We start from the raw sequence: 26,148 nt of genomic DNA on the forward strand, positions 1-26,148 counted from the left end.
GGGTCGCATGCGCCCAGGGCGCCGTTTGCGGCTGCCGATGCTGCTGTTTTCCACCACATGGCAACGAGGCTGCGTGCCGTGCCGATATCCCGCAGACGCCAGGTGCCTCTGCGGGATCGGTGACGCAATGGGTTGATCTGGCGAGTGCGACGCCAGATCGACCCGCCAAGCGTTACTTCTGCTCCAACACCGGTGCCACGGCCTTGCGCCAGATGGCATAGCCATCGGCGGTCATGTGCAGCATGTCGTCGCGAAACAACGCGGCACGTGGCTTGCCGGTGGCATCGAGCATCGGCGTGTAGACGTCCACGTAGTCCACCTGCGGCAGCGGCGCGAGTGCGTCCTTGATCAGGCGATTGGCGGTCACGATCGCCGGCAGCAGATGGGCGCGCGAGGGGCTGGGTTTGATCGACAGGTAGCTGATGCGCGCGCTGGGCAGATCGCGGCGGATGCGCGTCACGAATGCCAGCACGTCGTCGCGGACCTGCTGCGGCGTGCGGCCGCTGTTGAGATCGTTGTCGCCGGCATACAGCACCACCTGGCGCGGCGCATACGGGATCACGATGCGGTCGGCGTACCAGGTGCTGTCGCGCACTTCCGACCCGCCGAAGCCGCGATTGATCACCGGCATGCCGGGGAAATCCTGTGCCAGCGTGTCCCAGAAACGGATCGACGAGCTGCCGACGAAGACGATGCCGTGCCTGGGGGGCGGTTGCTGCGCGTCGCTGTCGGCGAAGCGCTGCATATCCGCTTCCCAGGCGGCATTAGACACCTGCGCCGGTATCTGCGGCGTGGTGTGCGGGGTGGCGGCGTGTAGCTGGCCGGACAACAGCACAAGGGCGCACAGCAGCGTGCGCAAGGGATGTTTGGTCATGCGAAGGAACCTGCAACAGTAAAACGGGCCATCATGGTGCGACAGGCTGGAAGCGCAGGGCAAACCCATTGTTTCCAGCACCCGCGATCGCCGTGCGTGCAGATCGCCTCGCCGTGCCTGCACCGACGCTGTGGCGAAGATTGCGCCATGCGGCAGCACCTGACGGCCCGGCAGGCCCAACGTCAGCTGTTCGACCGCGTGGCAGCGCCCTGGCGGCGCGCTGCACGACGGTGCAAGATTCGCACTTTCCTCAGCAGTGACCCCGCCATGCGTTTTAGCCGTCCCCAGACATGCCCTTGCGGCCGGAAGCACTGACCGCATGGCCGATCAACTGGGACACGTGCCGCGCGGTCCGCGCCGCATGCTCAAGGCGGCGATCTGGTCATGGCAGGGATTGCGCGCGGCATGGCTGCATGAATCCTCGTTTCGGCTGGAGGTGTGTCTGGCGGCAGTGATGTCGCCGCTTGGGCTGTGGCTCGGCCAGTCCGGCCTGGAACGTATCGCGCTGGTGGCGCCATTGCTGATCGTGCTGGCGGCCGAATTGCTGAATTCGGCGATCGAGGCGGTGATCGAGCGCTACGGCCCCGAGCACCATGTGCTGGCCGGCCGCGCCAAGGACATGGGTTCGGCGGCGGTGTTCCTGCTGTTGATCAATGTGCTGCTCTGCTGGGGACTGATACTGCTGCCGCGGTGGTTCTGACGGCCCGTGCGTCTGCGCAGGCCACAGCCGCCGATCAGCTTCTGCAGGCGATTGGATAGGCGGAGGTGGAGACGTTCGTGCGAGCGACGCACCAGAGCGCGCCGGCGGTCGTGGCGGCCGCCACGGAGCCAGCGGTGACTGCCGCGGTTGCAGGCTTTCTCGCATCTGGCCGGGATCAGCTGCCTGGCGGGCGCATGTGCATGCCGGGTTGACTCGCCGCGTGGCATGCTGCGGCTCTCTTTCAACGGAATCGCCTGCATGCCCGTCCTGATTCGCGCCCTGGTGTTGCTGATGCTGACCGTCTCGCTGTCCGGTTGCGGCTACAACGCGATCCAGCAGAAGGAAGAAGGCGTCAAGGCAGGTTGGTCGGAGGTGCTGAACCAGTATCAGCGTCGTGCCGACCTGATTCCCAACCTGGTGCGCACCGTGCAGGGCTATGCCCAGCAGGAGCGTCAGGTGCTGACCGAAGTGACCAACGCGCGCTCGCGGGTCGGGCAGATCCAGGTCAATGCCGATGACGAAGCCTCGCTGAAACGGTTCCAGCAGGCGCAGGGCGAGCTCGGCAGCGCGCTGTCGCGCCTGATGGTGGTCAGCGAAAACTATCCGCAGCTCAAATCCGACCAGTCGTTCCGCGATCTGCAGGTGCAACTGGAAGGCACCGAAAACCGCATCACCGTGGCGCGCGGTCGCTACATCCAGACGGTGCAGGACTACAACACCTACATCCGTTCGTTTCCGCAGGTGATCACCGCCAAGATCTTCGGCTACCAGCCCAAACCCAACTTCAGCGTGGAAAACGAGGCGCAGATCTCACGCGCACCGCAGGTGGATTTCGGCAACCAGCAGGCGCCGCAGCAACAGCCTGCGCAGCAACCGCAGCCTGCGCAGTAACAGCGCTTACCAGGCAGGAGTCAGGCAATGCGGCAAACGCACAGCTGGGTGTTCTGGATGTTGGCGCTGTTGCTGCTGCCGGCCTCGCTGCTGGCGCAGGACCTTGCAGCCATTCCGCCACTGCGCTCGCCGGTGGTCGATACCACCGGCACATTGGACGCCACGCAGACCCGGCAACTCGAGCAGCAAGCGCTGGCCCTGCAGCAGCGCAAGGGCGCGCAGTTGCAGATCCTGATCGTACCCACCACCCAGCCGGAGGCGATCGAGCAGTACACCCAGCGCGTGTTCGACCAGTGGAAGATCGGTCGCAAGGGCGTGGACGACGGCGTGCTGCTGCTGGTGGCCAAGGACGATCGCCGGGTGCGCATCCAGCCCGGTTACGGCCTAGAGGGCGCGATCCCCGACATTGCCGCCAATCGCATCATTCAGGAGTACCTGGCACCGCGCTTCCGTGAGGGCGACTACGCTGGCGGCATCGGCGCTGCGACTGCGACGCTGGCCGGCCTGATCGAGGGCGAGCCCTTGCCGGCGCCGGTCAGCGGGCACGCCGCTGCCGGCACGGGCAATGGTTCGGGCGGAGGCGGTGGCTGGATCATGGCCTTGTTCATCGGCTTTGTGGTCGCGATGGTGGCGCGTGGCATCCTCGGCGCCCTGCCGCGGCCGCTGCGCGCGTTGCTGACCGGCGTCGCGGCCGGCGGCGCTGCCTTGCTGTTTACCTCGCTGCTGTTTGCCAGCGCCGGCGCTGCGGTGATCGGGCTGCTGGCGGGCCTGGCGTCCGGTTCACCGGGGCGCTTTGTCGGCGGCGGTGGCTGGGGCGGTGGTGGATTCGGCGGCTTTGGAGGCGGTGGTCGCGGCGGTTTCGGTGGCGGCGGCTGGGGTGGTGGGGGTGGATCATCGGGAGGCGGTGGCGCCTCGGGGAGCTGGTGATGCGGTGGCTCAGACACGTTTTCGCGCCCTCGGCGCAGCGCAGTTTCCCGGCCAGCTGCATGGATGCGATCGCCGCGGCAGTGGCCGCCAGCGAGCGCACCCACACCGGGCAGATCATGGTGGCGGTGGATGCCGACCTGCCGCTGGAGGCGCTATGGCGTGGGCAGACCGCGCGCCAGCGCGCCGAACAGGTCTTCGCGCAATTGCGCACCTGGGACACCGAGGCCAATAACGGGGTACTGCTGTATCTGCTGCTGGCCGACCACGCCATCGAAGTGGTTGCCGACCGCGGCCTGCGCAGCCGGGTGCCGGAGGCGCACTGGGCCGAGGTGTGCCGGCGCATGCAGCAGTTCCTGCGCGATGGCGAGTACGAGGCGGCGGTGCTGGCCGGGATCGAGGCGGTGACCGCGCTGTTGACCGAGCATTTCCCCGCCGTCCCCGGCTCCCAGCATGAAGACGAGCTGCCCGATCGTCCCCAGCTCTTAGGCTGAGCGCGCGCGAGGTGTCAGAATAGACGCCTCGCTTTTTTGTGATCCGCGGTCCGCATGATCTATCTGCACGCCATCGACCCCATCGCCTTCTCGCTTGGACCGGTGCAGGTGCACTGGTACGGGTTGATGTACCTGGCCGCATTCTTCTCTGCCTGGGCACTGGGACGCTCGCGCATCCTGCGCGGCCGCCTGCCGGGTGTGGACATGGACGGATTTTCCGACCTGTTGTTCTACGGCATGCTCGGCGTGGTGCTGGGCGGGCGCATCGGCTACATGCTGTTCTATGCGTTCGACAGCTTGCTGGCCAACCCATTGATCCTGTTCAAGGTATGGCAAGGCGGCATGAGCTTCCACGGCGGCCTGCTGGGCGTGCTGATCGCCTGCGGATTGTGGACGCGCAAGCATCGGCTGCACTTCTTCGACGTGATGGATTTCGTGGCGCCGCTGGTCCCGTTGGGGCTGGGCTTCGGGAGGCTGGGCAATTTCGTCGGCGGCGAGTTGTGGGGCAAGTTCACCCAGGCCGGTTGGGGCGTGATCTTTCCGCATGCGCCGGAGCTGGCCAATGTCGCACCAGCGCAAATCCAGGCGCAATACGCTGCCGGTGCGTTGACCCAGTTCGCGCGGCACCCGTCGCAGCTCTATGAAGCGGCGCTGGAAGGGGTGGTGATGTTCGTGGTGCTGTGGGCGTTCTCGATGCAGCCGCGCGCCCGCTATGCGGTGTCCGGGTTGTTCGCGCTGCTGTACGGCGTGTTCCGCTTCATCGTGGAATTCGTGCGGGTACCGGATGCACCGATCGGCTACCTGGCCTTCAACTGGCTGACGATGGGGCAGATCCTGAGCCTGCCGTTGATTGCGGTGGGCCTGGTGCTGCTGGCGATGTCGCGCCGCGCGCCGGTGTTGCAGCCGGTGCGGGTGCAGCCTGCGGGCGTGGAGGCGGCCAAGTGAAGCCCTATCTGGACCTGCTGCAGCATGTGCTGGAACACGGCGCCGAGAAGTCCGATCGCACCGGCACCGGCACGCGCAGCGTGTTCGGCTGGCAGATGCGCTTCGACCTCAACGACGGCTTTCCGCTGGTCACCACCAAGAAGTTGCATCTGCGCTCGATCATCCACGAGCTGCTGTGGTTCCTGCAGGGCGATACCAATATCGGGTATCTCAAGGACAACCAGGTCCGCATCTGGGACGAGTGGGCCGACGCCGATGGCAATCTCGGCCCGGTCTACGGCAAGCAGTGGCGGCGCTGGACCGGCCCGGACGGGGTCGAGATCGACCAGATGCAATGGCTGGTGGACGAGATCAAGCGCAACCCGGATTCGCGCCGGCTGGTGATCAGCGCCTGGAATGTCGGCGAACTGCCGCAGATGGCATTGATGCCATGCCACAGCCTGTTCCAGTTCTACGTGGTCGACGGCAAACTCAGCTGCCAGCTCTATCAGCGCAGCGGCGACATCTTTCTGGGCGTGCCGTTCAATATCGCCAGCTATGCCTTGCTGACGCATATGGTGGCGCAGGCGACCGGCCTGGGCGTGGGCGATTTCGTGCATACCCTCGGTGATGCGCACCTGTATTCGAACCACTTCGAGCAGGCACGCGAGCAACTGACACGCACCCCGCGCGCGCTGCCGACCTTGCGCCTGAATCCCGCCGTGACCGATCTGTTCGCATTCCGCTTCGACGACATCGCCATCGAGGGCTACGACCCGCATCCGGCGATCAAGGCACCGGTGGCGGTGTGACGAGCGAGTTGCGGCATGGTTCGTTGGTATTACCTGGGACAACAGGACTGTCATGACCAAGCATTCGATCAAGGCACGGGAAAAACTGGCTGATTCGCTGATGGCAATGCAGGCCAGCTTGTTGGTGAATCTCACGAGCATCCTGCTCATCGCACCGATCGGCTTTTTTGGTATTGCCTTGTACAAGGGCGAGCCCCTGCAGCTGACGAACGTATTAGGCAGTCAGTCTTCAGCGGTGCTGGCGATCATTGCAGTGTTGTACCTCGCCGCTTTCTGCCTCGGAATGATGGGCCGGCACGCCGCGATGAAAATCTACAACGCACTGTATCCGGACCGATGAAACTGACCTTGATCGTCGCCTTCGACCGCAACAACGCCATTGGCCGCGATAACGAGCTGCCGTGGAAATTGCCTGACGACCTGAAGCGTTTCAAGGCGCTGACCTTGGGCAAGCCGATCCTGATGGGGCGCAAGACTGCGCAGTCGTTGGGACGTGCCCTACCGGGGCGTTTGAACCTGGTGCTGACACGTTCGGGGCAGGTGCCGTTTGCGGACATGCAGGCAGTGACGTCGGTCGATGCCGCGATTGCGCAGGCCGAGGCGGCCGGCGCACAGGAGTTGTGCGTCATTGGTGGCGGCGAGGTGTATCGCCTGACCATGGAACGTGCCGACCTGCTGGCGGTGACCGACGTGGACACCAGCGTGGAGCAGGCCGACACCTACTTTCCGCCGATCGACCCGGCCGTGTGGGAAGCCGTGCAGCGCGAACCGCATGCGGCCGATGCCCGTCATGCCTTCGCATTCGATTACGTGGACTATCGGCGACGCTGAGGCGTGTGCTTCGACTGAAGCGCGGGTGGCTCAGCGCTTGGTTCGATTCATCTGACCAGACCCGTCTCTCAGCTCAGTCAGCAGCAGGAGCGGGCGGGGCGGTATCGGGAGCAGTGGTGGAACCGGCGCTCGCGTTCGCATGGTCCCCGCCGCCACCGCGCTGGCGTTGCCGCCGGCGCGGTGGCCGGTTGCGCTGCGCGGCCTGCGCCGGCTGCGTGATCGGGATTCCCGGTACCTGCACCACGCGCAATTCGTCGGTATCCAGCTGCAGCGCAGTGAGCTTGCCGCCCCACACGGCGCCGGTATCGATGGCATGCACGCCCTGGGTGATGGTCAGCCCGAGCGCGGACCAATGCCCGCAGACGATCTTCAGGTCGCGCTCGACCCGGCCCGGCACTTCGAACCACGGGTACAGGCCCTGTGCCTGCGTCCCCGGCGTGCCCTTGTCATCGGTGGCGATGCGCCCACGTGGGGTGCAATAGCGCATGCGCGTGAACAGGTTGATGATCGCGCGGCTGCGGTCGTACCCGCTCAGGCCCGGCGACCAGCCCGGCTGGTCGCCGTACATGTTGCGCAGCAGTTTGCGGTAGCCGCCGCCCTGCAGTTGCTGCTCGACCTCGCGTGCATGTTTCTCGGCCATCTGCGTGGTCCACTTCGGCGCGAGCCCGGCATGGATCATCATCCAGCCCAGGTCGCGGTCCACGTGTGCCAGCTTCTGCATCCGCAGCCAGTCGAGCAGCAGGTCGCGGTCTTCGGCCAGCACGATGCGCAGCAGATCCGGATTGACCTTGCGCTGCTCTTCTTCCGAGCGCGCGCCGATCGCCAGCAGCGACAGATCATGGTTGCCCAGCACCACCACGCTATGTGCGCGCAGCGAATGCACCAGGCGCAGCGTTTCCAGCGATTGACCGCCGCGGTTGACCAGGTCCCCGCAGAACCACAAGGTGTCCTGCGCAGGATCGAAGTTGATTTTTTCCAGCAAGCGCTGGGTGATGTCGTAACACCCCTGCAGATCGCCAATTGCCCAGACGCTCATCGCGTGCGCTCCATCAGTCCAGCATCCATCAGTGCAGCGTCCTGGGTACGCTCAGCACGAAGGAGGCGATCGGGGCGGTGAATTCGGTGCCATCGTCGGCCACCATGTCGTAGTGGCCTTGCATCTGCCCCTGCTCGGTCTCCAGCAGCACGCCGGAGGTATAACTGAACGCCTCGCCGGGACGCAGCCAGGGTTGCTCGCCGACCACGCCTTCGCCATCCACCCGCTCGGTGCGTCCGTTGGCGTCGGTGATCTGCCAGTGACGCGCGACCAGGCGCGCGGGCACGGCGCCCGCGTTCTGGATGCGGATGCTGTAGGCGAAGGCATAGCGGCCTTCGTCGGGGGTCGACTGATGGGCGAGGAAGCGGGGCGACACCTCGACCTCGACCCGGTAGCGTGGATCATCGTGCATGCGGAAAGTCTAAAGAAAACCGTGTGGGAGCGGCGCTCAAGCCAGCTCGACATTGGCCAGACGGATGAAATCCGCGACCTCGAGTTGTTCGGCGCGTGCATCCGGGCGGACCTGCGCGGCCTCGAAATGGGCGGGCACGCAGACGTTGGACAAGGCATTGCGCAGGGTCTTGCGACGCTGGCCGAAGCCGGCGCGCACCACGTCGGCAAAGCGCCGCCGATCCCTGATCAGCACCGTGGCCGGATCGCGCGGCACCAGCCTCACCACCGCCGAGTCCACCTTCGGTGGCGGCCGGAATGCGCCCGGCGGCACCACGAACAGTGCGGTCACCTCGCAATACGCCTGCAGCATCACGCTCAACCGCCCGTACACCTTGCTGCCGGGGCCGGCGGCCATGCGGTCGACCACTTCCTTTTGCAGCATGAAGTGCATGTCGGCCACCGCTGCGGCATGGTCCAGCGCATGGAACAGGATCGGCGAGGAGATGTTGTAGGGCAGGTTGCCGACCAAGCGGATCGGCGTGCCATCGGCCAGCGCAGTGAAATCCACACTGAGCACATCGCGATGGATGATGCTCAGCGCGCCGATCGGTGCGGCCGCCTCGGTCAATGGGGCGATCAGGTCGCGGTCGAATTCGATCACGGTCAGGGCGCCGTGCTTGCGCAGCAGCGGAAAGGTGATCGCGCCCTGACCAGGGCCGATTTCGACCAGGTGCTGGCCGGCGCGCGGGTCCACCGCCTGCACGATGCGGTCGATGTAATACCGGTCGGCAAGAAAGTGCTGGCCAAGCGACTTCTTGGCCGGTGCGCTGAAAGAATGATTCATGCGCGCAGTTTAACGTGGCAGCGCCTGCACGCGGTGCCGGTTCTGCGCCTGCAAGACGCGACAGACGGGCTGCGTGCACGCGGCGCACCGTTGAGCGCGGCAATCGCCGTTGCTCAGTCGCGTTTCGCCAGACGCGCGCACAGGTCGGTGGCCGCCATCAGGCTGGACAGGTCGGCAAGACCGCGCCCGGCCAGTTCCAGCGCGGTGCCGTGATCGACCGCCACGCGCGGATACGGCAGGCCGAGCGTGATGTTGACCGCCTGCTCGAAACCGCTGTACTTGAGCACCGGCAGGCCTTGATCGTGATACATCGCCACCACCGCATCGAAACCGGTGAGCTTCTGCGGCAAGAATGCGGTATCGGCCGGCAGCGGGCCGATCAGCTGCATGCCGTCGCCGCGTAGCTGCTCCAGCACCGGAGTGATGATGTCCAGTTCCTCGCGGCCCAGGTGCCCGTCTTCGCCGGCATGCGGGTTGAGGCCAAGCACCGCGATGCGCGGGCGCTCCAGGCCGAAGTCGCGTCGCAGTGCAGCGTCGGTGATGCGCAGGCAGCGCGTGACGGTGTCGGCGGTGATCGCATCGGCCACTGCGCGCAGCGGCAGATGGGTGGTCACCAGGGCGACGCGCACGATGGCATTGGCCAGCATCATCACCACCGGGCAGCCCGCCTGTTCGGCCAGCAGCTCGGTGGTGCCGGTATAGGGAATGCCGCCGGCATTGATCACCGCCTTGTGCACCGGGCCGGTGACGATGCCTTGCAGCCTGCCGGACAGGCAGTCGCCGGCGGCGCCACGCAGGCCGGCAATCACCGCTGCCGCGTTGGCGGGGTCGGGCGTGCCAAAGCGGGTCGCCACGGCCTGGCGGATCGGATGCAGCGGCAGGTCGCCGGGCGCACGCGCGCGCTGGTCCGGATCGAGCAACCGCACAGACAAGGACAGCGCCTTTGCGGCGCTGTGCAGGGTGTCCGGATCGGCGTAGGCGACCAGGTGGGCGTCCGAGCGCGGCCGCTGGGCAAGCCGGACGCATAGTTCCGGCCCGATCCCGGCCGGCTCGCCTGGCACCAGCGCGAGCGACGGGAGCATCGAATCAGCGCGTCGGCTGTGCCGGCGGCGGGGGCGGTGCGGCAGGATCGGCCGGCTTGGCTGGTGCCGCAGTGGCATCGCCATCGGCGCGGTCGCCGGTGCGGAAGCTCACGTAGGCTTCGCCGCGCAGCTCCTGCAGGTAGCGGTTGTACTCTTCTTCCAGCTTGCGGCGGCCGATCGTTTCACGGATCTGCGCACGCTGGCTCTCGGCACTGACGTCGGTCTGACGGCTGCCCACGCGCTGCACGATGTGCCAGCCCGCCTGGGTGCGGAACGGCTCGGACACCGCGCCATCGGCCAGGCCTTCGACCTGCTTGCCGAAGTCCGGGCCAAACGCATCGGCCGGGAACCAGCCCAGATCGCCACCCTGGCCACGGCTGTTGGTGTCTTCGGACGACTCCTTCGCAACCGCCTGGAAGTCGGCGCCGCCGGTGATACGCGCACGCAGCGTGTCGATCTTGGCCTTTGCCTGCGCTTCGGTCTGGTTGTCGCCGATGCGCACCAGAATGTGGCGGGCGTTGTACTCGGTGACCAGCTTCTTCTCGCCGCCGGCATTGGCGTCGCGCATTTCCACCAGCTTGAGCAGCTGGAAACCGCTCGGACCACGCAATGGACCGGCCACCTGGCCAGGCTGCATGTCGCGGATCAACTGGGCGAATGCGTTCGGGATTTCGTCCAGGCTGCGCCAGCCCAGATCGCCGCCTTCCAGCGCATTGGGGCTGTCGGAATACCGTACCGCGGCTGCCGAGAAATCCAGCTCGCCCTTGTCGATCAATGCCTTGACGCCATCGACCTTCTTCTGGCCGGTGGCGATCTGATCGGCGGTTGCGCCTTCCGGCAGGCCCACCAGGATGTGCGCCAGGTGGTACTGGCTGCCGGTGGTGGCCTGCTGCGCCAGCGCGGTATCCACTTCGCCTTCGCTCACGCTGATGCGGCTCTGCGCAAAGCTCTGCCGCAACCGCTGCACGATGATTTCGTCGCGTACCGAGGCGCGGAAGTCGCCATAACCCATGCCGTCGGCCGCCAGCTTTTGCCGCAGGCCGTCCACGGTGGTGCCGTTCTGCTGGGCGATGCTGGCGATGGCGCGGTTGAGTTCCTCGTCGCTGACGCGGATGCCGCTGCCATCGGCGCGGCCGACCTGCAGCTTGACCAGGACCAGACGCTCGAGCACCTGACGCTGCAGGACATCGTCCGGCGGCAGCTGGTTCTCCCGGCCGGCGTACTGCGACTTGACGTTGCGCACTGCGCGATCAAGCTCGCTCTGCAGCACCACGTCTTCGTCGACGATGGCGGCAATGCGATCCAGCGGCTGGGATTGCTGCGCCGAGGCCAACGGCGAGAGCGTGCTGGTGAGTACCAGCAGCGAGGCGAGAACAACGGAGAAAGGCTTGGTCATGGAATCAAGTTCGGATCGTAATCGTCCGGATTAGTCGTGGTGTTGCTGGGCGGGACCAGGTAGAGGTCGTCGCGGTAATAGCCGAGAATAGCACGGCGCAAAGTGCGGTCCGTGTTCTGCCCGAACGAGCTCAGGCCCTTCAGCACGAACTCGAACTGGATGGAGTTGTCCATCTCGCCATCGCGGTTGCGCACGAACCGGCGCACCAGCGCGCGCACCGCCAGGCAGCAGCTGTCCCACTGCACGCCACCGATCATTTCCAGCGGTTTGCGATCCAGCAGCGAGTAGTAGTAACGGCCGACCGCACTCCAGGTGGGGTTGATCGGATACAGGAACGAGAAATCGGCCTGCTCGAGCTGGTCGGTGTTGTTGGTCGGATTGCGGCGGTAGCGATAGGCCAGATTGACAATGCCGTCGTTGCCCAGCAGATAGCGCGTACGCAGGCTGGCCAGGTCTTCCTTGCGCGAGTTGGGGTTCCACTGGTAGGTGGCGCCCATCGACCAGCGGTCGTTGATCATGTAGTTGGCATCGGCCACCCAGGCGGACTTGCCCTGCTCGATGGGTTGTTCGCTACCGGCGGCCGAATTGGTGCTGTTGTTGATGGTGACCAGCGAATCGTTGAAATACAGGATCTGGCCTGCACTCAGCGACAGCTTCTCGCGACCATCGTCCTGGCGCAGCCAGCGCGAGGTCACCGCCAGGGTCAGCTGGTTGGCATCGTTCTGGCGGTCGGCACCGGTGTAGCGCGTGTCGCGGAACAACTGGCTGTAGCTGAAGGTGAACGGGCGGGTATCGAAGACCGGAAGATCGTCCTGGTCGCGGTACGGCACGTACAAATAGTACAGGCGCGGTTCCAGCGTATTGAGATAGTTGGTGCCGAACACCGAGGTCTCGCGGTCGAAATACAGCCCGGCATCCAGCGAGGCGATCGGCAGGCTGCGCGAGGGCGAACGATCACCGGTCAGCGGCGCGGTGTTGGCCAGCGTCGAATCCAGCTGGTACGTGGTGTAGCGCCATGCCACGGTCGGAGTGAAGAACCAGGCCGCGCCGGACAACGGCATCGAGATGTAGGGCTTGATGTCAAGGCGCGAACCGCTGCCATATTCCTTGTTGCGGATGTTGGTGCGGACATAGTCGTCATCATCGTCATCGCCGCTGGTGCTCCCGTTCACCGGGGGCCTGACGAAGTACGAATCGTCGTGAGTGAAGCGCACCGCTTCGGCATACACGCCGGCCTCGAAGATGCCGAACGGCTTGTCCCAGGTGAAATAGGCGCGCGGCTGGCGGTTGTACGGCAGCGACTGCTCGTCCAGCGTGTAGTCGGTGAGCTGCCAGCGGTCGGCCATCAGGCCGGCGGTCCAGGTCTCGCCGGTACCGTAGATGCCGATGGTGCTCTGCAGGCTGGAGGCCGAGCCCATGCCGTTCAGGCGGCTGGTGAAGTCTTCCACATAGCGGGTATCGCTGACCCAGGAGATGCTGCTGCGCGCCTGCCAGTGATCATTGATGTTGTGATAGCCGCTATAGAAGACGCTGCCGCGGTCTTTTTTCCGCAGGTCGTCGTTGGGCAGGTAGTTGCCGGTGATCTCGCCGCGGCCGCCTTCGTACAGGTAGCGGAACTCGGTGCCGAACATGAAACCGCGCTTGCTCATATAGCGCGGCAGCAGGGTGGCGTCGTAGTTCGGCGCCAGGTTCAGGTAGATCGGCTGCAGGTAGTCGAAGCCGTTGCGGCCGGACAGGCCGAACTGCGGAAACAGCAGGCCGGTCTGGCGGCGGTCGTCGATCGGGAACTTGAACCACGGGAAGTACAGCACCGGCACCTTGCCGATCTGCAGCACGGCGTTGCGTGCGGTGCCGAAGCCTTCTTCGTTGTCGACGTCGATCTCCGGCGCGCGCACGCGCCAGATCGGCTGCGAGGGATCGCAGGTGGTGTAGGTCGAGCGGTGCATCTGCCCGACCTGGCCCTGCAGATCCACCGATTCGGCCGCACCATTGCCGCGCCGGTCCACCAACTGGTACTGGATGTTGGTGACCTTGTGGGCGTCGGTGTCCTGATTGCCTTCGGCGCGGTCGGCGACCATGCGGAAGGAGGTGTCCTGGTAGCGGACATTGCCTTCGGCGATGTAGTTGCCGGTCTCGGTGTCCATGCGCAGGTTGTCGGCACCCAGGAACTGGTCGCCGCGCTTGAGCGCCACGTTGCCCTGGTACTGCGGGGTGGTATCGGTACCGGAGAGCTGGTCGCCTTCGATGTCGGTCGGCAACTCCTGGCGCATTTCGGCGGCCTTGGCATCGGCGGCGGGGGCGCCGTCGAAGCCGGGCAGCGGATCCACCGCCGGGCACAGTCCCCAGTTCAACGGCTTGTCGGCAGCCATGGCCGGAAGGCAGATGGCGATGCTCAAAGGCAGGGGCAGCAGGCGGAGAACTCGGCGCACGCGTGATTCAACCAATAAAATGGCGACTAGCTTGCCGCATACCCCGCATAGGGGCAATGAAGAGCTCCCGGGTCGGGGGGGCGAGGTTCATCGCGATGGGGGCGCAAGCAGCGCGCCGTCGGGGTTCACCGCAGCGCGGCCACGTGCGCCACGCTGCTCTCGCGCAAGGCCTGCAGGTCGTAGCCGCCCTCCAGCATGGACACCACCCGGCCACGCGCATGGCGGTCAGCCAGGGTGCGCAGCGCGCCGGTCAGCCAGGCGAAATCGTCGGCATCGAGCATCAGATCGGCTAGCGGATCGCGCAGATGCGCATCGAAGCCGGCAGAGATCAGGATCAGCTGCGGGCGGAAGGCGTCGATCAGCGGCAGCATCTCGTCTTCCCACACATTGCGGAAGCGCAGCCCGTCGCTGCCTGGCTGCAGCAGCAGATTGTGGATGTTGCCGATGCCGCGCTCGTAAACGCTGCCCGAGTGCGGATAGAGCCCGGACTGGTGGGTGCTGAGATACTGCACGGCCGGGTCGCGCTCGAAGATCGCCTGCGTGCCGTTGCCGTGGTGGACGTCGAAATCCACGATGGTGATGCGTTCCAGCCCATGCCGGTCGCGCGCATGCGCGGCGGCCACGGCGACGTTGTTGAACAGGCAAAAGCCCATCGACACCTGCGCGGTGGCGTGGTGACCGGGTGGGCGCACTGCGCAAAAGGCGGTCCGGGTGGCATCCTGCATCACCGCGTCTACCGCGGCGACGCCGGCGCCGGCCGCGCGCAATGCCGCCGCGCGCGAGCCGGGCGACATCACGGTGTCCACGTCGAGCCGATGGTGGCCGTCGAAGGCGGTTTCCAGCACCGCATCCACCTGTTCGCGCTCGTGCACACGGCACAGGTCGCCGAGCTTGGCCAGCGGCGCCTCGCGCCAGTCCAGGTCCGGGAAGGCGTCGCGCAGCGCCTCCAGTACCGCTTCCAGACGGGCGGGGCGCTCGGGATGCTCGGGGCCGGCGTCGTGACCGAGGCAGGCGGGATGGGTAAAGACCAACATAGGGCAAATCTAGCCTGTCCGCCGTGCCATGTGCAGGTCAGCCGCGCCGGCGGTCGTGCCGCCACAGCACTTCCTGCTGGCCATCGGCACGCGCCAGCACGCGCGCCAGCACGAACAGCAGGTCCGACAACCGGTTCAGATAGCCGATCGCCTCGCCGCGCACGGTCTCCTGGCGCGACAGCGCAACGGTCTCGCGCTCGGCCCGGCGCACGATGGTGCGGGCCAGGTGGCAGCGCGCGGCGGCCTCGCCACCGGCCGGCAGGATGAACTCCTTCAGCGGGGGGAGCGTGTCGTTGAAAAGATCCAGCTGGCGCTCCAGTGCAGCGATATCGGCGCTATCGATCGCCGCATGGCCCGGGATGCACAGCTCGCCGCCCAGATCGAACAGCTGGTGCTGGAGGGTGGTCAGCAGCTCGGCAACCGGTTCCGGCACGCCGGGGGCGGCCAGCAGCACGCCGATGGCCGAGTTGGCCTCGTCCACGCTGCCATAGGCGTTGACGCGCAACGCGTCCTTGCCGGTACGGCTGCCGTCGCCCAGGCCGGTGCTGCCGTCGTCGCCGGTGCGCGTATAGATCCGCGAGAGCCGGTTGCCCATCTCAGCCGGCCTGGATCTGGCCGGGCGCGCTGGTCAGGCGCTCGGCTGCCATCTGGATCGCCGCGGCGGCGGCCACATACAGCGCGGCACTGCGCAGATACGGCCCCAGCCAGTCGCTGTAGTTCTTGAACCAGCCGGCCACGGTCGGCTCGGCCACGCTGGCGCTGATCCAGTAGAAGCTGCCCTGGGCGATCAACTGGCACAGCGCCACGGAGAGCAACAGCGCCGGCACCAGCCTGGCCAGCGCGCTCCATTGCGCGCCGTGGTACTGCCGGCGCAACCACATCCCACCGGCCCACAGCGCGAAATACGCCGGCACCAGGCACCAGTACGCCGGCGATACGCAGTAGTGCTGCCAGAAGCTCAGGCCCTGGCGGGTGATCACCAGCCAGTCCACCGCTACTGCCAGCAGCATCAGCAGCGGGAAGGCCAGCCTGGTGCGCACAGCCAGATGGAAGCCGCCGATGAAGAACACCGCCCAGGACGCGTCCGGGACCGGCGCGAAGTGATTGATCCGCGTGACCGCCATCAGGACGGCAAGCAGGCTCAAAATCAGGGTGTCGTGCGAGCGAGGAGTCATGCGCGGAGGTGGCCGGATCACAGGCTGGCGAGTGTAGCGTGGAACCCGGCACGCCCGCGCCTTGGCGGTCCTGCGGGAGTGGCTGGCGCAAGCGACCGTGGCAGCGCTGCCGTTGCCGCCGCCCACCCCGGATGCAGACCGGTGGGCGCCTGGGTGTGCCCTGCAGCGGCAAGGGTCGGGCAGCGGACCTGGGTGAGCAGCCGGCCGCGCTACGCCGGCCCGGGCGCGGCAAGCTGTCCCACCCGGACGCGGCAACGGGTCATGGGCGAAGGCTTATCATGTGGCGATGACACATCCACATGACGTTCTGATCGTCGGCGGCGGCCTGGTCGGCTCCAGCCTGGCGATTGCGCTGGACCGCATCGGCCTGGATGTCGGGCTGGTGGAAGCCACCCCGGCCGGCACGCCGCCAGCGGTGTTCGACCAGCGCAACCTGAGTTTTGCCGCCGCCACCGTCAATGCGCTGGGCGTGCTGGGGGTGATGGCCAAGCTGCGCAGCGCGCCCGGCCCGATCCGGCGCATCCACGTCAGCCGCGCCGGCGACTTTGGCCGCGTGCAGCTGGACGCGGCCGATTACGGCCGCGACAGCTTCGGCCAGGTGGTGGTAGCGCGCGATTTCGGCGAGGCGTTGCAGGCCCGCCTGGACGAGCTGACCCGGCTGCGCCGCTATCGCCCGGCACGCTGCATCGGGGTCGAGCCGGTACAGGACGGTCTGCGCACGCTGCGGATCGCCACCGATGACGGCGAGCAGCGCGTGCAGGCACGGCTGGTGGTCGGCGCCGACGGCACCCATAGCGCAGTGCGCGAGCTGCTGCATATCGGCAGCGACGCGCACGACTTCCTGCAGACCTTGTTCGTGGCGCGGGTGCGCGCCTCCCGCCCACCGGATGGCACCGCGTGGGAGCGCTTCGGCGCGCATGGGCCGACCGCGCTGTTGCCGCGCGGCGACCGCCATTACGGCGCGATCCACTGCGTGGCGCGCGGCGAGGCCGAGGCGGTGGCCGCGCTCGACGAGACCGGCTGGCTTGCCCGATTGCAGCGGGCAGCCGGATGGCGCGCCGGGCGTTTTGTCGCCAGCGGCGAGCGCAGCGCATATCCATTGGTGCAGGTGCTGGCCAACGCGCTGGTCGCCGAGCGCGTGGTGCTGCTGGGCAACGCCGCGCAGACACTGCATCCGATCGGCGCGCAGGGCTTCAACCTCGGCTTGCGCGATGCGCTGACACTGGCCGAATTGATCGAGCACGATCGCCGCGATGCCGGTGCGGGCGCGTTGCTGGCCGAGTACCTGGCACGCCGACGCGTGGACCGCGAACAGACCATCGGCTTTTCCAGCGGGCTGGCGCGGCTCACCGGCAATCCGGCGCCGTTGTTGCGGCCGCTGCGCAGCCTCGGCCTGCTTGCGACCTCGCAGGCGGCGCCGCTGCAGTCGATGCTGGTCGGCGGGGCGATGGGGTTCCGTGGCGATGTGCCGCAGTTGTGCAGGGGCGTGGCATGAGCCGCCGTGGTAGCCGCGATGCGTTGATCGTCGGTGGCGGGGTGGTCGGTGCCGCCTGCGCGCTGGCCCTGGCCGATGCCGGCCTGAGCGTGGCCCTGGTCGAAGGCCGCGAACCCGCGCGCTGGCGGGCCGACCAGCCCGATCTGCGCGTGTATGCCTTCGCTGCCGACAATGCCGCGCTGCTCGACAGCCTGGGCGTATGGGCCGCCGTGCGCGCTGCCCGCGTGCAGCCGTACCGGCGCATGCGGGTCTGGGACGCCGGCGGTGGCGGCGAACTGCGCTTCGACGCGGATACCCTGGGCCGCGAACAACTGGGCTGGATCATCGAACACGCGGTGCTGGTCGATCGCCTGTGGGCGGCGGTGCATGCGGCCGGCATCCAGGTGCATTGCCCGGCACGCGTGGTCGAGCTGGAACAGGATGCACACGGCGTGCGCCTGCGCCTGGACGATGGCAGCCGCCTGGAAGCGGCGGTCGCCATCGCTGCCGATGGCGCCGCATCGACCTTGCGCGAGCTCGCCGGCCTGCCGGTGTCGCGGCATGCCTACGCGCAGCGTGGCGTGGTTGCCTTCGTGGAGACCGAGCAGCCGCATCAGGCCACTGCCTGGCAGCGCTTTCTGACCACCGGCCCGCTGGCATTCCTGCCGTTCGCCGATGGCCGCAGTTCGATCGTATGGACCTTGCCGGATGCCGAGGCCGCGCGCGTGCTGGCACTGGACGATGCCGACTTCGCGCGCGAGCTGACCCAGGCCTTCGCGGCGCGGTTGGGGCAGGTGCGCGTGGTGTCTGCACGTGCAGCGTTTCCGCTGCAGCGGCAGTTGGTGGAGCAATACGTCAGCGGCCGCGTGCTGACCCTGGGCGATGCCGCGCACGTGGTGCATCCGCTGGCCGGGCAGGGCGTCAACCTGGGCCTGCGCGATGTCGCCGCGTTGCGCGCGGAGGTGCGCCATGCGCTGGCAAAGCGTGCGGACTGGGCCGCCCCGCATCGGCTGCAGCGCTGGGCACGCGCCCGCCGCAGCGAGAACACCGTGGCCGCCTATGGCTTCGATGCGATCAACACGGTGTTCTCCAACGACGAGATGCATCTGACGCTGTTGCGCGGGTCGGTCCTCGGGCTGGCCGGCAGGTTGCCGCCGCTGGTGGATGTGCTGTGGAAGCGCGCCTCCGGCAGCGCGTGACCGACATGCCGGCCGACGCCACCGTCGTCGGCCCCGTCTTTGTATGTCGATGCGCTTATAGCGCAGGCAGCATGTTCCATACGACGGGCGCAGCCGGCGTGGCTACAGTCGAGCCATGTCATCTTTCGCCACCCGTTCGTCCAGGCCCAACGTGCTGCTGCTCTGCGGTTTGCTCTGCGATGCCACCATCTGGCAGCCGCAACGCGAGGCGCTGAGCGATCTCGCCGCGGTGCAGGTGCTGGACTTCGCCGGCTTCGACAGCATCGCGCGTATGGCCGCACACGTGCTGGCCGTCGCTCCGCCGCAGTTCGCCGTGGCCGGCCATTCGATGGGCGGGCGGGTGGCGCTGGAAATCATGCGCCAGGCGCCGCAACGCGTGCAGCGCCTGGCCTTGCTGGACACCGGCATTGCGCCACGCCGCGATGGCGAGCGTGAACAGCGCGCGGCACTGGTGCAGCTTGCCCACACGCAGGGCATGCAGGCGCTCGCACGGCAATGGCTGCCACCGATGCTGCATCCGGACCGGCACGACGATGCCGGGTTGATGAATCCCCTGATCGCGATGGTGCAGCGGCACAGCGTGCAGGCCTACGCCGGGCAGATCCATGCGTTGCTGGAGCGCCCCGACGCCGCGCCGGTGCTGGCGCAGATTCGCTGCCCGACCCTGCTGGGCGTGGGCCGGCAGGACGCCTGGAGTCCCCTGGCCCAGCACCAGCAGATGGCGCAGCAGATCCCGCACGCGCGGCTGGTGGTCTTCGAAAACAGCGGGCATATGGCGCCGCTGGAAGCCCCCGCCGCCGTCAGCGCAGCAATGCGCGACTGGTTGCAGGAGGCGTGATGGCGATCCGGTCCGGCCGGCGACGCGCGCGCTGTCGTTGACCAGGATTGCCGGTTTATCAGCAGCGACTTGAGGAGGCTGCATGCACGACGATGCATCGATCATCATTGCCTGCGAGCAGGTGATTCGCCAATTCGCATTGCTCAACGATCGGCATGACCACGAAGGCCTTGCCGCATTGTTCACTGCCGACGGCGTGTTCGCCCGGCCCAGCGCACCGGAGCTGCCGGTGCACGGCCGCGAGGCGATCCTGCACTCCTTCCGCGCCCGCCCGCCGCGCACCACTTGCCATCTGATGCTCAACACCCTGGTCAGCATCCAATCGCCGACCGTGGCGCACGCGCACAGCAAGGTCCTGCTCTATACCGCCGCGGACACCTCCACCGCACCGCCCTGGACGGCCCAGTCGCCTGCGTTGCTCGGCAGTTTCGACGACGTGCTGGTGCGGGAGCAGGAGCGCTGGCTGTTCAAGCAGCGGCTTGGCGCCTTGCTGATGCGTATCGGCGCCGATTGATCAACTGCCTCGCATCCGTGCCTGGACGCACAGGCGGACGGCACCCTCGTCGTCGCCTGCCGCAGCACCGCTTTCCTCCCCCACGTCGCGCCCGCAGTCATCCATCCATCGCATTGGAGAATCGCCTAGTGGAACGCGTGAGCTCATCTGCCCGTTGTGCCGTTGCACTGCCACGGTTGTCGTCGCATCGGCAGCGTGTCCTGACCCTGGTCACCCTGCTGGGTGCCGGCCTGCCCGTTGCGGCGTCCGCGCAAGCGGTGCCGGAAACCGCTGCACCGCCGCAGGGCATCAATCTGGGCGGGACGAGTTTTCTCGATGGCTTCGGCTCCTCGACGCCAGGCTGGACGGTGATCGAATATCTGCGCCATTACGACTTCGACGCGATCAAGGACGCGCGCGGCGACGATGCGGCCGCCTTCCGCGATCCCAAGGTCGGTGTCAGCGTCCTGCTGACCCAGCTGATCTACGTCACGCCCTATCGCTGGAAGCGCGCGTCGCTGAGCTTCAATACGATCGTGCCGCTGGTCAACTACGACACGTCCTTCGCTGCAGACAGCCCGGTGCAGCTACGCGGCAACGGGTTCGGGATCGGCGATATCTCCTTCGGGCCGGCGCTGCAGATCGACCCGGTGATGCGCAACGGACGTGTCCTGTTCTTCCAGCGCTTTGCGATCGATGCGTTCGCCCCGGTGGGCAAGTTCGATCGCGATGCCGCCATCAACCAGAGCACCGGATTCTGGTCGGTGGCGCCGCATTGGGCATTCACCGTGCAGCCCAGCGACACCTGGGAGATCAGCATGCGGGTCAACTATCTCTACAACTTCCGCACCGATCGCGCCGGCGGCGTACCGCCGATCCCGGGGTTCGGTTTTCGCAATGGTCAGGCCGGCGATCTGGTGTGGGCCAATCTGGCCAGCTCGGTGAAGGTGAGCGAACATCTGCGCCTGGGCATCAACGGGTATTACCTGCAGCAGCTGCAGGACAACCGCACCAACGGGCAGCGTGTACCCGACAGCAAGCGCATGCAGTTCTATCTCGGGCCGGGGCTGTCCTGGCGGCTGGATGCCAACAATCTGCTGAATTTCAATGTCTACCTGCCGGTGGAGGTGAAGAACTCGGTGGCCGGCACCAGTGTCAATCTGATGTTCGTGCATTCCCTTTAACGTGGAAGCACGCACATATGCGCAGCATGCACGCCGGCGCGTCCGCGTGCGTGCTGCGGCGCAGACGGATGCAGCACGCTGCTGCAGGCAACGCTGCATGCAGCGCAAGCCCGGGTAGTCCTACGTTCGAGTTCTGAGCTGTGCAGGCTGCTGCGCCAGGCCAGTGCACGCTGTCCGCACCAAACCCCTGCGCGCGTCAGATGCCCATGCTGTGGCGCTGGGTATTGGCGTGCTCGCGGAACAACAGCTCCGCACGCGCGCCATCGCGTTGTTCGATGGCCGAGACGATGGTGCCGTGCTGCCGATGTCCGTAGTACAGATCGTCGTAGGCCAGCGTGGGCGAGCGTTGACCGAACACCACATTGACCGGGCTGACGAAGGGCACCACGGTGCAGCGGTCCACGGTCTCGGTCAGGATCGGTTTGTCGGCGGCCACCACGATGGCGCGGTGGAAGCGGGCATTCATCGCGCCATAGGCCTGCTCGTCGTCGGCATTGAGGCTGCGCGTGGCCAGGATCCGGTCGCCTTCGGCGAGACAGGCATGCAAGGTGGCCAGCAGCGTGGCGGAAGCGCCCCGTTCGGCGACGGCGCGTGCGGCCATGCCTTCCATCAAGGCGCGCACCGCCAATGCGTCCAGGCTTTCCTGCTGGCTGAAGCGTCGCACTGCATAGCCGCGGTTGCCTGCCTGTACCAGCAGGCCTTCCTGGCACAGCGCGGGCAGGGCCTGACGGATGGGAGTGCGCGAGATGGCCAGTCGCTCGGCCAGGGCGGCCTCGGTGATGCGCTCACCCGGGGCGAAGGTGCCGCACAGGATCAGTTCGCGTAGCTGCTGGACCGCTTGCAATCGGTGGTTGTTCGCCATTGGCTCCATTCTCTCGCGCCGTACTGCGGCGCACGTTCCTTCGAAGGGGAAAACTCGCAATCCCGGTATAAAAAACCTTGCAGATCAGATCGCTTGGTGGCACTTTGGATCCCAAGGATACCGTTTTGGGGATCCCGAGTGGCCAGTCGGCGCTGTTGGGATCCCGTGGCAGGACGGATTTCGGCTCAATCAATGATGCGCAATCGGTCACTGCCAGTGGCCGGCACGTATCGCAGGAGTGCAGCATGGCAAGCATCATCGGCGGCATCGGAACCTCGCACGTTCCCACCATCGGGGTGGCCTACGACAAGGGCAAACAGCAGGATCCCTTGTGGAAGCCGTTGTTCGACGGCTACACACCGGTGGCTGCCTGGTTGGCCGAGCAGCAGGCAGACGTGCTGGTGTTCTTCTACAACGACCATTGCACGACGTTCTTCTTCGACCTGTACCCGACCTTCGCCTTGGGCATCGGCGAGCGCTTCCCGGTGGCCGATGAAGGCGCAGGGCTGCGCAATCTGCCGCCGATCCGCGGCGATGTGCAGCTGCAGGCGCATATCGCCGAATGCCTGGTCAACGACGAATTCGATCTGACCGTCTTTCAGGACAAGCCGATCGACCATGGCTGCGCGGCGCCGCTGCCCTTGCTGTGGCCGCACGTGCCGGACTGGCCGGGCACGGTGGTGCCGATCGCGATCAACGTACTGCAGTACCCGCTGCCGACCGCGCGCCGCTGCTATCGCCTGGGCCAGGCAGTGCGGCGGGCGATCGAATCCTATCCGGAGGATCTCAGGGTGGTGGTGGTGGGCACCGGAGGGCTGTCGCACCAGATCCACGGCGAGCGCACCGGCTTCAACAACACCGAGTGGGACATGGAATTTCTGGACCGCTTCCAGCATGCGCCGGAAACGCTGACCGATCTGACCCACACCGATTACGTGCGCCTGGGTGGGGCCGAGAGCGTGGAGCAGATCATGTGGCTGGCGATGCGTGGCGCGCTGGGCGGGCCGATCCGCAAGCTGCACCAGAACTACTACCTGATGACCACCACCGCGATGACGGTGGTGCTGTACGAGCCGGGTGTCGAAGCTGCTGACGCGCCGTCTTCGGCGCAGTTGCTCGCACACACCGCGCATACCGCAAACGCGGCATGAGGGCCGACCCATGAATCCGCAAGTACAGGGCATGGACCAGATCGGCGGGACCTACCTGTTCGATTTGCGCACCAGCAACCGCGCGTTGCGCATCAACCGATTCTTCTGGCATATGATCCGCGCCCCGTGGCGCGATCGCTTTCTTGAGGATTCCGAAACCCTGATGCAGGAAGCCGGCCTCACCGAGCACGAAAAGGCGCTGATCCGTGCACGCGACTGGCTCGGCCTGGTGCAGTACGGCGCCAACTTCTTCGTCATCGAAAAATTCGCACGCGTGGTGCGCATGACGAATCTGCAGGTCTACGCCATCATGCGTGGCGAGTCCTTCGAAGACTTCATGCAGACACGGCGTGTGCCCGATGCACGCTGATCTGCAGGCGGCGGCCAGGTGCCGTCGCGCCGCACTACCCGACTTCCCAACGTAAGGTCTACCCCCATGACCATGTCCTCCGTGTTCTTCGAACACCGCATCAAGGTCCGGCATCTACGTGTCATCGAGGCGCTGGACCGGCAGAAAAGCCTGCTGCGCGCCTCACGCGTATTGAACGTCACCCAGCCCGCGTTGACGCGCGCCCTGCAGGAGATCGAGGAGATCGTCGGCGCGCCGCTGTTCGAGCGTCACTCGCGTGGCGTGCGCCCCAACGCGATGGGCGAGGTGCTGGTACAGACCGCGCACGTCGTGCTCGGCCAGTTGCGCCGTGCGCAGGACACCTTCGAGGGTCTGCTGCAGGATGACGCACTCACCATCACCGTGGGCGCCTTGCCGGTCGCGGCGAGCGGCCTGTTGCCGGCGGTGCTGGCCGCGTTGTATCGCGCCGAACCCACGCTGCGGGTGCGCCTGCTGCATGGGCGTACCGACGAGTTGCTGCCCAAGCTGGCCGGCAACGAGATCGACCTGGTGGTGGGCCGGCTGTATCCGCTGGCCCGCTACGACGCATTGATCCGCAAGGTGCTGTACCAGGATCCGATCGCGCTGGTGGCGCGCAGCGATCATCCGCTGTTTGCCAACGGCCAGGTGCGTATCGGCGAAGCCGCCGCGTATCGCCAGGTGCTGCCGACGCTGAGCCAGCATGTGGAGCGTGACGTGGCGCAGGTGATGCGCGAGCACGGGCTGGCCACGCGCGATCAACTGCGTTCCAGTTCGGCCAGCTTTACCCGCGAGATCCTGCTCGGCACCGACAGCGTTGCCGTGATGCCAAGCATGATGGTGGCCGGGGATATCGCACGTGGCGAGCTGCGGGCCTTCCAGCTGCAACAGCCGTCGCAGGCGCGCGCAGGCGGGGTGATCTATCGCGATGGCAGTGCCATCCACAAGCCCGGCGTGCGCTTGCTGATGCGTGAGCTGGAGCGCCAGCTGGCGGTCATGGCCGGGCAGGGTGCGGTGTGGGTGGACGACCAGATCAGCGAGGACAACCTGTTGCTGGACGAGTCCGCGTGATCGATTGAGCGCTGCAACCGCGGCAGCAGGCTGCGGCTGCGTCGCAAGCCGCCGGAGCGCCGGATGCACACGACGGGCAGCGCAGGCTGCCCGTCGTGCTGTCGGGGCGTTGGTCGCTGCCGCACCTGGGCAGTGCGAAAACGCGGGGCGTTGCCAGCTGCGCGCGGCGCGATCGCCCGGCATGCATCACGCCTCGCTGGCCAGGGCATCTTTCAGGCGCGCTTTCTGCAGCTTGCCGGTCGCGGTGCGCGGCAGCGCCTCGACCACGCGCAGATGCTTGGGCACCTTGTACTTGGCCAGTCGTTCGATCAGATAGGCGCGGATCTGCTCCAGATCCGGCGCGTCGTCGGCCGGCACGATCGCCAGGTAGCCCACTTCCCCCCATTGCGGGTCGGCGATCCCCACCACCGCACATTCGCGGACCTGCGGATGGTCGGCAAGCACCGCCTCGATCTCGGCCGGATACACGTTCTCGCCGCCGGAGATGAACATGTCCTTCTTGCGATCGACGATCCAGAAAAATCCATCGGCATCGCGTCGCACGATGTCGCCGGTGTGGAACCAGCCGTGGGCGTCGCGCGCGTCGGCGCTTGCCTGCGGATCGCGCCAGTAGCCGGGGCTGAGGTTGGGGCCGCGCAACAACAGCTCGCCGGGCACGCCGACCGGGCAGTCGTTGCCATCGCCATCGACCACGCGCGTCTGCACCGACGGCGCCGAAATGCCGACCGCGCCCAGCTTGTCGCGGATCACCGCGCAGTCCACCGACATGCCGAACACCGTGCCGGCCTCGCTCATGCCGAAGCCGCTGACCATCGGGATGCCATCGTCCAGCCAGCCGAGCAGGTCATCGCTGGCATGCGGCGCGCCGCCGCTGACCAGCGCAGTGAGATGCCGCAGCGCGGCTGCATCGAAACCGGGCTGGCTGCGGAAGGCCTGCATCATCTGCGGCACGCCGACGTAATGGGTGATGCCCAGCGACTGGTCGCTCAGCCAGCCCAGCGTGCGCCTGGGTTCGAAGCCGTTGGAGACCTGGATCGAGCCGCCCACCGCCAGCACCGGGCGCACGTTGGTGGCCAGGCCGATGATGTGGAACATCGGCGCTTCGCACAGGAAACTGCTGCCGGCCTCCACGCGCGTGGTGACGCCGAAGTTGTGTGCCACCTGCTGCAGGTTCTGCTCGCTCAGCATCACGCCTTTGGGCTGGCCGGAGGTGCCTGAGGTGAACAGGATCAGGCTGACGCGGTCAGGGGGAATCGCCGCCGTGTCTGCCGGTTCCAGCGTCTTCGCCGTATCGACGAAATCGGCCAGCGCTTCGACATCGGCGCGCCCCGCAGCAACGTCGTCACCCAGCAGCAGGCGCGGCTCTGCGCGTTGCAGCAATGCATCCAGTTCGGTTGCACTCAGCCGCCAGTTGAGCGGTACGTAAATCGCGCCGACGCGTGCGCAGGCAAAATGCAGCGCCACCTGCCAGACCGAGTTGCGTGCCAGCACGGCGAGCCGTTCGCCATCGATGCAGCCGCGCCTCTGCAGCAACGCGGCCAGACGGCCGATCAAGGCGTCCAGCTCTGCGTACGTCCATTGCTGGTCCAGCAGCAGGTCGCGGGCGGCAAGCCGGTGCGGGGTGAGGCGGGCGTGGAAGGAGATCGAGTCGGTCGGCATGGTCATGGCGC

Annotated in this window: 28 protein-coding genes; 16 read left to right on the plus strand and 12 right to left on the minus strand. The window is 66.8% G+C overall.

Translation table 11 applies throughout. The features are described 5' to 3' along the window. Positions 1 to 172 precede the first annotated feature (172 nt). Positions 173 to 874: an SGNH/GDSL hydrolase family protein gene (locus CPBF1521_RS04475; RefSeq protein WP_104649655.1), complete on the minus strand. Its 702-nt coding sequence runs from the start codon at positions 872 to 874 to the stop codon at positions 173 to 175. A 319-nt stretch (positions 875 to 1,193) separates the two neighbouring features. Between CPBF1521_RS04475 and CPBF1521_RS04480 the strand changes: the two genes are divergently transcribed. The 8 genes from CPBF1521_RS04480 to CPBF1521_RS04515 all read left to right on the plus strand — a co-directional run bounded on the left by CPBF1521_RS04480 (position 1,194) and on the right by CPBF1521_RS04515 (position 6,450). Beyond that, positions 1,194 to 1,574, plus strand: coding sequence for a diacylglycerol kinase (locus tag CPBF1521_RS04480; protein WP_104533011.1), 381 nt, complete (start codon positions 1,194 to 1,196; stop codon positions 1,572 to 1,574). A 258-nt stretch (positions 1,575 to 1,832) separates the two neighbouring features. Then, positions 1,833 to 2,465, plus strand: coding sequence for a LemA family protein (locus CPBF1521_RS04485; RefSeq protein WP_104649654.1), 633 nt, complete (start codon positions 1,833 to 1,835; stop codon positions 2,463 to 2,465). A 27-nt stretch (positions 2,466 to 2,492) separates the two neighbouring features. Further along, positions 2,493 to 3,392 carry a TPM domain-containing protein gene (locus tag CPBF1521_RS04490; protein WP_115676158.1) on the plus strand — a complete coding sequence of 300 codons (900 nt, stop codon included), beginning with the start codon at positions 2,493 to 2,495 and terminating at the stop codon, positions 3,390 to 3,392. Continuing rightward, positions 3,392 to 3,883 carry a TPM domain-containing protein gene (locus CPBF1521_RS04495; RefSeq protein ID WP_164739960.1) on the plus strand — a complete coding sequence of 164 codons (492 nt, stop codon included), beginning with the start codon at positions 3,392 to 3,394 and terminating at the stop codon, positions 3,881 to 3,883. Before CPBF1521_RS04490 ends, CPBF1521_RS04495 begins: the two co-directional genes overlap by 1 nt. 54 nt (positions 3,884 to 3,937) lie before the next feature. Then, positions 3,938 to 4,828, plus strand: a complete 891-nt coding sequence (gene lgt, locus CPBF1521_RS04500) for a prolipoprotein diacylglyceryl transferase (RefSeq protein WP_104584965.1) — start codon at positions 3,938 to 3,940, stop codon at positions 4,826 to 4,828. Then, positions 4,825 to 5,619 (plus strand): thymidylate synthase, encoded by a 795-nt coding sequence (locus CPBF1521_RS04505; RefSeq protein WP_104649447.1) that lies wholly within the window; start codon positions 4,825 to 4,827, stop codon positions 5,617 to 5,619. Before lgt ends, CPBF1521_RS04505 begins: the two co-directional genes overlap by 4 nt. 52 nt (positions 5,620 to 5,671) lie before the next feature. After that, positions 5,672 to 5,959: a hypothetical protein gene (locus tag CPBF1521_RS04510; RefSeq protein ID WP_115676160.1), complete on the plus strand. Its 288-nt coding sequence runs from the start codon at positions 5,672 to 5,674 to the stop codon at positions 5,957 to 5,959. Then, positions 5,956 to 6,450, plus strand: a complete 495-nt coding sequence (locus CPBF1521_RS04515) for a dihydrofolate reductase (protein ID WP_115676162.1) — start codon at positions 5,956 to 5,958, stop codon at positions 6,448 to 6,450. The genes CPBF1521_RS04510 and CPBF1521_RS04515 overlap by 4 nt, the downstream gene beginning before the upstream one ends. 73 nt (positions 6,451 to 6,523) lie before the next feature. On the opposite strand, the gene CPBF1521_RS04520 is transcribed toward CPBF1521_RS04515, so the two are convergent. From CPBF1521_RS04520 to CPBF1521_RS04560, 9 genes are all read right to left on the minus strand, one after another. Beyond that, positions 6,524 to 7,486, minus strand: a complete 963-nt coding sequence (locus CPBF1521_RS04520; RefSeq protein WP_104584972.1) for a symmetrical bis(5'-nucleosyl)-tetraphosphatase — start codon at positions 7,484 to 7,486, stop codon at positions 6,524 to 6,526. A 28-nt stretch (positions 7,487 to 7,514) separates the two neighbouring features. Further along, positions 7,515 to 7,898, minus strand: a complete 384-nt coding sequence (apaG, locus tag CPBF1521_RS04525; RefSeq protein WP_115676164.1) for a Co2+/Mg2+ efflux protein ApaG — start codon at positions 7,896 to 7,898, stop codon at positions 7,515 to 7,517. A gap of 36 nt (positions 7,899 to 7,934) precedes the next feature. After that, positions 7,935 to 8,723, minus strand: a complete 789-nt coding sequence (gene rsmA / locus CPBF1521_RS04530; protein WP_115676166.1) for a 16S rRNA (adenine(1518)-N(6)/adenine(1519)-N(6))-dimethyltransferase RsmA — start codon at positions 8,721 to 8,723, stop codon at positions 7,935 to 7,937. A gap of 113 nt (positions 8,724 to 8,836) precedes the next feature. Beyond that, positions 8,837 to 9,805, minus strand: a complete 969-nt coding sequence (gene pdxA / locus CPBF1521_RS04535; RefSeq protein ID WP_115676168.1) for a 4-hydroxythreonine-4-phosphate dehydrogenase PdxA — start codon at positions 9,803 to 9,805, stop codon at positions 8,837 to 8,839. Between the two features lie 4 nt (positions 9,806 to 9,809). Continuing rightward, positions 9,810 to 11,201, minus strand: a complete 1,392-nt coding sequence (locus CPBF1521_RS04540; protein WP_115676169.1) for a peptidylprolyl isomerase — start codon at positions 11,199 to 11,201, stop codon at positions 9,810 to 9,812. Beyond that, on the minus strand, positions 11,198 to 13,630 hold the full coding sequence (gene lptD / locus CPBF1521_RS04545) for an LPS-assembly protein LptD (RefSeq protein ID WP_115676170.1): 2,433 nt from the start codon (positions 13,628 to 13,630) through the stop codon (positions 11,198 to 11,200). Before lptD ends, CPBF1521_RS04540 begins: the two co-directional genes overlap by 4 nt. 125 nt (positions 13,631 to 13,755) lie before the next feature. Then, a complete protein-coding gene (locus tag CPBF1521_RS04550; RefSeq protein WP_104584989.1) occupies positions 13,756 to 14,664 on the minus strand; it encodes a histone deacetylase family protein in 909 nt (302 codons plus the stop codon). A 37-nt stretch (positions 14,665 to 14,701) separates the two neighbouring features. Next, positions 14,702 to 15,259, minus strand: coding sequence for a cob(I)yrinic acid a,c-diamide adenosyltransferase (locus CPBF1521_RS04555; RefSeq protein ID WP_115676171.1), 558 nt, complete (start codon positions 15,257 to 15,259; stop codon positions 14,702 to 14,704). A gap of 1 nt (position 15,260) precedes the next feature. Further along, positions 15,261 to 15,839, minus strand: coding sequence for a hypothetical protein (locus CPBF1521_RS04560; protein ID WP_115676172.1), 579 nt, complete (start codon positions 15,837 to 15,839; stop codon positions 15,261 to 15,263). Between the two features lie 286 nt (positions 15,840 to 16,125). Between CPBF1521_RS04560 and ubiH the strand changes: the two genes are divergently transcribed. From ubiH to CPBF1521_RS04590, 5 genes are all read left to right on the plus strand, one after another. Then, positions 16,126 to 17,334 (plus strand): 2-octaprenyl-6-methoxyphenyl hydroxylase, encoded by a 1,209-nt coding sequence (ubiH, locus tag CPBF1521_RS04570; protein WP_115676176.1) that lies wholly within the window; start codon positions 16,126 to 16,128, stop codon positions 17,332 to 17,334. Continuing rightward, positions 17,331 to 18,512, plus strand: a complete 1,182-nt coding sequence (locus CPBF1521_RS04575; RefSeq protein WP_115676178.1) for a UbiH/UbiF family hydroxylase — start codon at positions 17,331 to 17,333, stop codon at positions 18,510 to 18,512. Before ubiH ends, CPBF1521_RS04575 begins: the two co-directional genes overlap by 4 nt. Before the next feature lie 115 nt (positions 18,513 to 18,627). Beyond that, positions 18,628 to 19,350, plus strand: a complete 723-nt coding sequence (locus CPBF1521_RS04580) for an alpha/beta fold hydrolase (RefSeq protein WP_104649456.1) — start codon at positions 18,628 to 18,630, stop codon at positions 19,348 to 19,350. An 82-nt stretch (positions 19,351 to 19,432) separates the two neighbouring features. Further along, positions 19,433 to 19,864: a nuclear transport factor 2 family protein gene (locus tag CPBF1521_RS04585; RefSeq protein ID WP_115676180.1), complete on the plus strand. Its 432-nt coding sequence runs from the start codon at positions 19,433 to 19,435 to the stop codon at positions 19,862 to 19,864. Between the two features lie 128 nt (positions 19,865 to 19,992). Then, the gene (locus CPBF1521_RS04590; RefSeq protein WP_115676182.1) at positions 19,993 to 21,027 is read left to right on the plus strand and encodes a SphA family protein; all 1,035 of its coding nucleotides are present in this window, start codon (positions 19,993 to 19,995) and stop codon (positions 21,025 to 21,027) included. 196 nt (positions 21,028 to 21,223) lie between these two features. Here CPBF1521_RS04590 and CPBF1521_RS04595 read toward each other — a convergent pair whose 3' ends face one another. Further along, positions 21,224 to 21,898, minus strand: a complete 675-nt coding sequence (locus CPBF1521_RS04595; protein ID WP_104585007.1) for a GntR family transcriptional regulator — start codon at positions 21,896 to 21,898, stop codon at positions 21,224 to 21,226. A gap of 236 nt (positions 21,899 to 22,134) precedes the next feature. On the opposite strand from CPBF1521_RS04595, the gene CPBF1521_RS04600 reads away from it, so the two are divergent. The 3 genes from CPBF1521_RS04600 to CPBF1521_RS04610 all read left to right on the plus strand — a co-directional run bounded on the left by CPBF1521_RS04600 (position 22,135) and on the right by CPBF1521_RS04610 (position 24,478). Beyond that, positions 22,135 to 23,040 (plus strand): gallate dioxygenase, encoded by a 906-nt coding sequence (locus CPBF1521_RS04600; protein WP_115676184.1) that lies wholly within the window; start codon positions 22,135 to 22,137, stop codon positions 23,038 to 23,040. Positions 23,041 to 23,050: 10 nt separating this feature from the next. After that, positions 23,051 to 23,410 carry a protocatechuate 3,4-dioxygenase gene (locus CPBF1521_RS04605; protein ID WP_039523676.1) on the plus strand — a complete coding sequence of 120 codons (360 nt, stop codon included), beginning with the start codon at positions 23,051 to 23,053 and terminating at the stop codon, positions 23,408 to 23,410. Positions 23,411 to 23,476: 66 nt separating this feature from the next. Next, a complete protein-coding gene (locus CPBF1521_RS04610) occupies positions 23,477 to 24,478 on the plus strand; it encodes a LysR substrate-binding domain-containing protein (protein WP_104585011.1) in 1,002 nt (333 codons plus the stop codon). A gap of 186 nt (positions 24,479 to 24,664) precedes the next feature. Here the strand turns inward: CPBF1521_RS04610 and CPBF1521_RS04615 are convergent, their stop codons facing one another. After that, a complete protein-coding gene (locus tag CPBF1521_RS04615; protein ID WP_104649461.1) occupies positions 24,665 to 26,143 on the minus strand; it encodes an AMP-binding protein in 1,479 nt (492 codons plus the stop codon). Between the last annotated feature and the right edge of the window lie 5 nt (positions 26,144 to 26,148).

Source organism: Xanthomonas euroxanthea (assembly GCF_900476395.1).
In the GTDB taxonomy this organism is placed as follows: Bacteria; Pseudomonadota; Gammaproteobacteria; order Xanthomonadales; family Xanthomonadaceae; genus Xanthomonas; species Xanthomonas euroxanthea.